Origin of the sequence: 'Chrysanthemum coronarium' phytoplasma, from assembly GCF_000744065.1 — a bacterium.
In the GTDB taxonomy this organism is placed as follows: domain Bacteria; phylum Bacillota_I; class Bacilli_A; order Acholeplasmatales; family Acholeplasmataceae; genus Phytoplasma; species Phytoplasma asteris.
In genome coordinates this window covers 1-9,011 of record NZ_BBIY01000020.1, presented here as the reverse complement: position 1 = coordinate 9,011, position 9,011 = coordinate 1, and the positions used below count along the sequence as shown (strand labels likewise).

General features: G+C 25.9%; 7 protein-coding genes. 4 read left to right on the top strand and 3 right to left on the bottom strand.

Features of this window, described 5'->3' with window-relative positions:
• From OYV_RS01145 to OYV_RS01135, 3 genes are all read left to right on the top strand, one after another.
• Positions 1-369 (top strand): toprim domain-containing protein (locus OYV_RS01145; protein ID WP_172642335.1); only part of this gene is annotated, 369 nt, incomplete at its 5' end.
• Positions 370-526: 157 nt separating this feature from the next.
• Complete coding sequence (locus OYV_RS01140; RefSeq protein WP_042067839.1) at positions 527-1,162, top strand: hypothetical protein; 636 nt, start codon at positions 527-529, stop codon at positions 1,160-1,162.
• Positions 1,163-1,637: 475 nt separating this feature from the next.
• A complete protein-coding gene (locus OYV_RS01135) occupies positions 1,638-2,600 on the top strand; it encodes an IS3 family transposase (RefSeq protein ID WP_042067837.1) in 963 nt (320 codons plus the stop codon).
• Positions 2,601-2,881: 281 nt separating this feature from the next.
• Here the strand turns inward: OYV_RS01135 and OYV_RS01130 are convergent, their stop codons facing one another.
• From OYV_RS01130 to OYV_RS01120, 3 genes are all read right to left on the bottom strand, one after another.
• Positions 2,882-3,709, bottom strand: coding sequence for a transporter substrate-binding domain-containing protein (locus OYV_RS01130; RefSeq protein ID WP_042067835.1), 828 nt, complete (start codon positions 3,707-3,709; stop codon positions 2,882-2,884).
• A complete protein-coding gene (locus OYV_RS05510) occupies positions 3,651-4,169 on the bottom strand; it encodes a substrate-binding periplasmic protein (RefSeq protein WP_152550821.1) in 519 nt (172 codons plus the stop codon). The genes OYV_RS01130 and OYV_RS05510 overlap by 59 nt, the downstream gene beginning before the upstream one ends.
• Before the next feature lie 1,146 nt (positions 4,170-5,315).
• The gene (locus OYV_RS01120; RefSeq protein WP_042067831.1) at positions 5,316-7,112 is read right to left on the bottom strand and encodes an AAA family ATPase; all 1,797 of its coding nucleotides are present in this window, start codon (positions 7,110-7,112) and stop codon (positions 5,316-5,318) included.
• 598 nt (positions 7,113-7,710) lie between these two features.
• Here OYV_RS01120 and OYV_RS01110 point away from each other — a divergent pair.
• Positions 7,711-8,964, top strand: coding sequence for an ABC transporter ATP-binding protein (locus OYV_RS01110; protein WP_042067827.1), 1,254 nt, complete (start codon positions 7,711-7,713; stop codon positions 8,962-8,964).
• Positions 8,965-9,011 lie beyond the last annotated feature (47 nt).

Sequence of the window (9,011 nt, the reverse complement as noted above, 5' to 3'; positions counted from 1 at the left end):
AATATTAAAAACGTGGTTGGTCTCATTTGTGTCACTCAACTACTTTCTAAATCACAAATAGAAATTCTTAAAAAAGAAAAAATCAAAGTGATTATCGCCTTAGATAATGATGAAACAGGTCAAAAACGCAGTGAAGCCTTAGGAGAACAACTTAAAGAAGAAAATATTATCTACGAAATTAGACACATTTTACCACCTTATGATAAAACTTGTAAAGATGTTGATGATTTATTACGCCAATTCGGAAAAGAAGCATATCAAAAATGTTTTTTAGACCCATACATTACTTATGAAGAGGCCAAAAATAAAATCATAGTCGATTTAGCTATTTATTTTTTTGGAAAAGACAAAGTAGAAATAATTGATTAAAATTATTGCTTTTTAACTAATATATTAAACTTACATGTATAATAACATTAACATACCCCCAAACAAGCGCATATACCCCTAAATTTTGCGATTTTATTTTTCGCAAATTTGGGGATTTTTATTTTTATAACAAAAAACCAAATAAAAGGAGACAAAAATGAAAAACGAAACAAATCAAGGAATCATTAGGGGTGGTTGGGAAACAAAATCAACACCTAACGATTTAACTCAAATTAAAAACTTTTTAAAAATATTAAAAGAAGATTTAATCAATCTCACTATTATCTCTCATTCTAAAAAGAAAAATACCTACCAAGAAGCAAACTACCGTCCCAAAAACCAAACTCTATTTGTAGACCCACAAATCTTAGAAGAAATGAAAAAGTATAGAATAGAAATAATCAAAACCCACTCTCCCGAAAACAATAATAATAATCAAACCCTAACCAACCCCATATCACCCCCAAAATGCCAAAATAATACCCTTAAAACTCATTTCCCTATCTTCCAAATTAATTATCTCAACGAACAAAAAGACTACATTAAAGAATTAATAAGTAAGATACCCATAGACAAACTATACACTTTGAAATTATATAAATTAGATGACAAAAAAGTAGATAAATATAACAATCCTATAAAAACAAATTATAAAAAAGGATTAAATGTTATTTATTATCAATTGGAAGATTTAAAACACATCAAATTATTTTTAACCAAAAATAAACAAGGCTATCGGGTTAAAAAAATGCGTCCTGATTATAAAAGATATTTAACAAAAGAAAAATCATAAAATAAATAAATTATTTAACTCATCATTTTATCATCATACACTCATCATTTTATCATCATACACTCATCATTTTATCATCATACACTCATCATTTTATCATCATTTGACTCCTTTAATTTCCTTGCAAAAACCAAACATTTTAAATGAGTGATATTTTATATATTATATCGATAATGATAATGATACTCGATATTTGATATTATCGTTGTATCTTTTATCTATCATTATTATTTTTCGATATATAAATAACTCCCTATTTCCCTTTCCATTATTAAAAGGAGTGTAAAAAATTAACCAAATACAATCACCTAACGCGCTGAAGCGCTAACAAAAATTATAAGCAAACACAAACACAAGAAAGAATAAATAAAAATCCCCCAGTTGCGCGCGACCCCCCTTTTTTTCAATGAATATAATGATTTAGAGTTATAATGGTTTATGTATATGATATAAAAAAGGAAACAATATTTAAATCATGAAAAATGAAAAATCAAAAGAAATATTAAAACAAAAAAATAAATTATTGCAAGCTCTAATGAAAAAAAATCAAAAAACTGATAAAAAAACAGTTTTTGAATTAGTTAAACAATTTAATCAAAAACTAAATTTAACAACCATTTTAAAAACTATCCGAACAAAAAGAAGCACTTATTATTATTGGTTGAAAGTCGAAAATAAAATCAAAGCCAAAAAAGAAAAATATTTATTACAACAAAATCGCATTAAAGCTTTATGTTTCCATTATCAATATTTTTACGGTCATCGGAAAATAACTGATTTATATCAAAAAACCTTTAACGAGTCCATCACCAAGAAAAAAGTTTACACCATCATGAAAAAAAACGAAATTAATTGTCGTTTAAGAATTAAAAAAAATAAATATAATTATAAAAATAATTTAAAAGCTAAATTAAAAGTAGTAGATAATTTAATTAATCAAGATTTTATGGCCACCAACCCCCTCCAAAAACTATTTACCGATATTACTTATTTTAAAACGAATCAAGGTTTTCTCTATTTTTCTTGTATTATCGACTCTTTTAACAACCAAATCATCGCTTCCCACACTTCAAAATATCAAAATAAAGAATTAGTTTTAAATACAATCAAAAAATTACCTCCATTAAAAGAACCTTGTATTATTCATTCCGATCAAGGAAAAGTTTATCAATCACAAAAAGTCCAACTAACTTTAACGAAAAAAGGTTTTTTAATCAGCATGTCAAGAAAAGCTACCCCTCGTGATAACGCCATCATTGAAAACTTTTTTGGACAAATGAAAACTATCTTACAACATCAACATCCTTTTTTATTTCAAAAATCAACTGAAAAAGTTAAAAAAATAATCAATTATTTCCCTAATTTTTGGAATAATCAATGGATTTTAGCTAAATTAAATTATTTATCTCCTTCTCAATATTCCCAAAATCTTATATAAATTATTTTTTTTAATTTATTTTAATGTTTTAGCCTTGAAAAAGAGGTTACTTTTTTGCACATTTTTTTGACCAAAATAACATAATTACGTAAAAAAATAATTATAATTTCATTTTCTTAACGGAATTTTAACTTTTTTCACTTAAATATATAGTGAAGGGTTAAAATATTAAAAAAATATCTTTTGAAACTAAAGAATTATGAAAAAAAAGTTTAGACACTTTTTTTAAACGAAAAAAATATTTCTTTAGTTTGAAAAGATAGGAAATTATCTATTTAATTTTAAGTCTTAAAGAATAATTTTAGAAACAAAAGTTGTCTAAAAAAAGATAACAGTTCAAAGTTTTGATTGTTTTTTTGAGTTTTAGAATTATATGCCTTTTTATTTTTTAATTGGTCGTGTTCTTCTTTTATTTCTTGTCTTTTGCCGTCTAAACATTTTTCCAAAGTATCAAATTCTAATTTAATCTCTTTTAATGCATCAAATCTTTCTTGGGCTTCATCAATTTTTTGTAGATTTCCAAGAATAAATTTATCTAAAACTTTAAATGAAGTACTAAATTCTTTTTCTTCTTCTGGTTTTCTTGTATTTTTGCCTTTTAAATCTTTGTATCTAGTTTCTTGGTCCTTTGTTCTTTTCTCTTTCTTTAATTCATGCAATCTTGTAAGAATATATTTAAGATCTTCAATAACATCTGTATCTTTTCCATCTTTGTCTTTTACATATTCTAAATTAAATATTTTCCTCAAAGCATCATTAACTTCTTTTTGTCTTTTGGTATCACCTTTTTTAACAACAACTCCTACACCATTAGGACCTGATTGCAATTGAGGATCAGTTGAATCAAGAATAAAATACTTTAAATCTTTGTCTCCTTCAGTATTATAATGTGCTATTACATCATCAACTACAAAAATATCTGCTTTATTATTTCTAATAAATTCTAAATTAGGTCCAATATCATCTGAAGAAGTTTCTTTTTTGATAATATCTCTATTATTTAATAATTTTTTAATATAACCTTTACCTAAAAAATCTGTATCAGTGGCACTAGCAGTAACAGCTATAAAAGTAAATGATTTTTTTGCCTTCCTTTTTGGCATTTTCATATAAATTGTCTAAGTGAGCAAATAAATCTTTATCTTTGACTCTTGCGTTGTGTGCAAAAAGATTAGATTCAAAATCTTTATTGTCCCTTCTTACTACAAATCCATTCATAGGAACATTATATGCAATACTAAAATCAACTTTGGCTTTTCTATCCTCAGTAATAGCAAGACATGAAGCAGTTATATCGGCTTTACCTGTTTCAATATCGCCTAATAATCCTGCAAAAGTATTAATTGTTAATTCTAATTCTTTACCTTGTTGTTTGGCAATTTCTTTCAATAACAAAACTTCAAATCCAGTTAAACGTTCATCTTCTAAAGTAAGATGGCTATCTGAAACCGAAGCATCCTCATCAGATTGCACACAAACAGGACCCATTCCTACAAAAATACCTCCTTTAAGAGCATTAGGATTGGAATGTTTCTTAGCAAAAACTTTAATATGCAACCACAATAACAAAAAAATACAAACAGCTACCAAAAAATAATTAAAATACTAAAATACCTTATTTTTAATTAAATATTGCTTTACTTTAGACAAAAAAGATTTTACCTTATTAAAAAAATTAATACAAATATCACTAATATCGCTAATCATAAGTCAAGTTAATTATCTCCTTTTATACGGTTTTATATGTTTTTTTATGTTTTGAAAATATCTTTATATTTTTAAATATACAATCATTTTAAATAACTATTAATAATTTTCTTTTTGCTATATTGCTATGTTGGTTTTCTTTTTTTATTTTGTTTTTGGGTTGGTATTTATTTATAGATAAAAAAAATAGCATAACAACAACAACAAATAAATGGTTTTGTTAAATAGTTTTTAAAATAAAACTAAAATAGGCAAAATGAAAAATTGGAAAAATAAACAAAAAAGTAAGTTAGGAAAAAATATAAAAAATAATTAAAAATCTAATAAATTAAAAATAAAACAGTTGTAAATATAAAAAAGATTGTGAAATGAAATAATAAATGAATAAATATTTAGCTTTCCCAAAATAAGTAAAAAAAATGCAAATAATGAAAATCAACATTAAAATAAAAAAATTAAATAAAATAAATTGATATTATAAATAAATGTTATAAAAATAGCCAATTGATAAATGGCTTTTGGGCTTTATTAAAATAGTATCATAATTATAAATAATTACTTACTAAACAAATGAATTTATATAATTATCTAATAATTAATTTATAAGACCGTATAATCGATAATTAATCATTGATAAAAAGATTTTGAATTTAATGTTTTTACGCAATTTATTGCTCCCTAAAGCTTTTTAATATCATATAAGCGATTGTTGTGGGGGTTTTGTTGTCATAATTATGATAAATGTATCAAAAAAGATAAATATTTTTGAAATTGTTTTTAAAATAAATGATTATTGTTATTTCTACAAATCATCAAAGTATTTATTACTAGATATTATACAATAATTTTTGTCTTTTTGCAAATATTAATTAATTATGCAGTTTTAAGGGATATAAAAAAATAAAAAATATAAAGTAAACAAAATAAAAAAACCCATCAATTAAGACGGGTTTATTAGGGTATTAAATTGTAAAAAAGTATATAAAAGATTTGTTTTTTGTAATGTAATTATTGATTATTATAACTAGGGGAAGTTGGTTGTGGAGTTGGAGTTTCTTCAGCTCTTTGAGTAAATTTTTTATCTTCTAATTTTATTTTGTATTCTTTTTTCTTATTTGATTGTGTTTCTTGAACTTCATCAATTGAAATTGTTGTTGTATAAAAATATTTGCTTTCTTGAGAAACAAAAGCATCTTTTCCTAAATTTTGTGTAGCAAGTTTTTCACTTAAATGTTTCCATTGTAAATTAGGAGTTTTGTTATCTTTATCATTTGGATCTTCTTTATATTTTTCAATAATTTCTTTAGCTGCATTATAACTAGCTTGAATAATTTCATTAATTTCTTTAGCTTGAGTATCATTATCCAAACTAAAATCCATACTTTCCGAACCTAATGACATTCCAAACTCTTTTACCATTTTAGTAGCAATAGTACGCACCTTTTTCAAATCATCACAACAACCAACACTAACACTAGTTTCAAATACTTCTTCAGCTGCGCGTCCTGCTAAAGCAGTAATCATTTGTTTTAATAAATCTTGTTTAGTTAAAAGTTGATCGGCTTGTTCACCTTCATTACTAGCAGAAAAAAAGATAGTATATCCTCCTGCTTGTCCTCTTGGTTTAGCAGTTACACGATGCACATCAAACCCTAGAGCATGAGCTACTATGGCATGTCCTAATTCATGATTAATAACTCTTTTTTTATCTGCTTTAGAGATACTTTGTTTTAATTCAGGACCCATTAAAATTAAATCCATAGCATCATAGATATGCAAAGGTGTAATTTTGTTTGGGGAATTAGTATCTTTGGAGGCTATCTTTTTAGCTTCTTTCACTAAAGAATTAATATCTGCAGGAGTAAATTTAGATCCGTGCAAAGTTTTTGCCACTTGTTTTAATTCATCATCTGAAGGATAATTTGTTTTTTCAATGTTTTCTCGTTTCATAAAAGCTATAAGTAAGGCTTGGGTTGTTTTTAAATCTGGAGTGCCTAAATAAATGTGCTTTCCTAAACGCCCTTCTCTAATTAAGGCATCATCTAAAAAATCTTTACGATTAGTTGCTCCAATAACAATAGCTTGCGGAGTTTTTTCATCTGAATCTACTCCATCAAGTTGAGTTAACAAAGCATTAAGAGTACCTGAATGTTCTTGAGCGCTTTTTTCTTTGCTTCTTTCAGCTCCAATAGCATCTATTTCATCAATAAAGATAAAATAATAACTCTGTCCACGTTGTTTGGCAGTTTCTTGAGCTACTTTAAATAATCCTCTTACACGAGCTGCTCCAACTCCTACATATTTTTCGACAAAATCAGAGCCAGTAGTAACAAAAAAAGGAGCTTTACCTTTAACAGAACCCACTAAACATTTAGCTAAATAAGTTTTTCCTGTTCCTGGAGGACCATACAATAAAACTCCTCTTGGTAAATCTTTATGAGGCAAAGGGTTCATTTCATTTGCATCATCATTTACTGCTGAAATATATTCTCTTAACTCGTCTTTGACTTCATCATATCCAGAAAAGCTATCAATATTAAGATTGCCTTTGGGTCTGTATTCTTTTTCTTGTGCCCACATAGTATCTTCTTGGGTGTCTTTTCCCATAGTCTTAGAAAAATTTTCAGATCCTTTAATTAAAGCAAACAGAAAGAAAATCACCATAATATTTACAATAATAGCACTTACATTAGTAGCAATTGCCAAATAATTTTTAGGTTTTTTGGGCGGAATTGGATAATTTGGCGGATTTTGCGGTTGATTATCTGGTTCAGGATATTCAAATCTTTGCGGTTCCCATTTCATAATATACCTTCCTTTATATTTTTATATATTAATTAGTTAGTTTAATTGGGTTTATTTTTTTAGTGCATTTTTTTAGTAAATTAATTTGAAATGATAAAAAATTCCAACATAAAATTTTAATGAAAATAAACAAATTGACAAATACCAAAAAATAAACATAATAAGAATCTTTATAAGCATTTATCCAACAATTTTTAATTATTTGAATCAATATTTGCAAAAAATCATTTTACTATAATTTTCTTAACACATTTATTTTAACAAAATTTATAGATATTATAACAATATCAGCAAAAAAAGCACTTTTTATGATTGCAATTTATTAATTTTATGATAAGCTAAAATTAGCAATAAATAAATTTGAAATATTAAGAGATTTTGGTCCTTTTTGATTGTTTATTGTTGTAATTTTAATTACTCCTTTTTTATTTTGTTATAAATTGATTATTTTGCTTTATAATTATTTTATTGACTAACTTATTACATTTAGTTTATCGACTATTTTTTTATATTTGATAATTGCTAATTAAACAACAATTTACAACTTAAACTTATAAATTATAAACTTTATTTCTCCAAAAAAGATAGGTATCAAACCATGAAAACATTAATTATTTTAAAAGATTTAACCAAAGTATTTGACAATCAATTAATTTTAAGAGGCATAAATTTAGAAATTAAACAAAATGAATTTGTCACTTTATTAGGTCCTTCAGGTTGTGGAAAAACTACTATTTTACGTATTTTAGGCGGTTTTGAAAACCCTAGTAGCGGAGAGGTTTTATTTCAAGAAAAAAGCATTTTAAATGTAGCTGCTCACAAAAGACCAATTAATACTGTTTTTCAAAAATACGCTTTATTCCCTCATTTAAATGTCTTTGAAAATGTAGCTTTTGGCTTACGTTTAAAAGATTTTAACTCCAAGATTAAAGCTAATTTAGTTCTTAATAAAACTCATTATCAAACTAACAAAGCCAATTTATCAAAAACTTTTCATCAAGAATTAACCAAAGATTTAACGCAAGAAAAAACTACCCAAATTACACATAACTTTAACAATCAAATTGAAACTTTAACCAAAGATTTTGAAGCAAAACAAACTGCTCTTAAATGCAAAAAAATAAACAAGAAAGAGCAAGAAGAACAAATCCAAAAAGAAGTATTAAAATACCTTAAAATTATGGGTTTACAAGGACTTGAAAAAAGAACCATTGAACAATTATCAGGGGGACAACAACAACGAGTAGCAATTGCAAGAGCTTTAATTAACAAACCCCAAGTTTTATTACTTGATGAGCCTTTATCTAATCTAGATTTAAAATTAAAACAAGAAATGCAATACGAACTTAAAGAAATCCAAAAAAACTCAGGAATTACTTTTTTATTTGTCACTCACGACCAAGAAGAAGCATTTACTATGAGTGATAAAGTAGTTGTCATGAATCATGGCGAAATTCAACAAATAGGAAGTCCTGAAGATATTTACAACGAACCTGCTAATCGTTTTGTAGCTCAATTTGTAGGAGAATCCAACTTAATTAAAGGAGTGATGAAAGATGATTTTTTAGTTCATTTTGACAATCAAACTTTTAATTGTGTAGATAAGGGTTTTCGCAAAGAAGAAAATGTAGATATTGTTATTCGTCCCGAAGACATTGATATTGTCTCCCAAGGAAAAGGCTTAATTACAGGTATAGTACAATCAATTATTTTCAAAGGCGTCCACTGGGAAATTGATGTTAAAACTGCCCAAAGAACCTACACTATTCATACTACTGACCATGTTGAATTAAACAAACAAGTAGATATTACTTTTAATCCTGAAGATATTCATGTAATGGAGATTTGGTAATGAAAAAAACCTATACTTGCAAGGACAATCAAAAACTATACAGACTA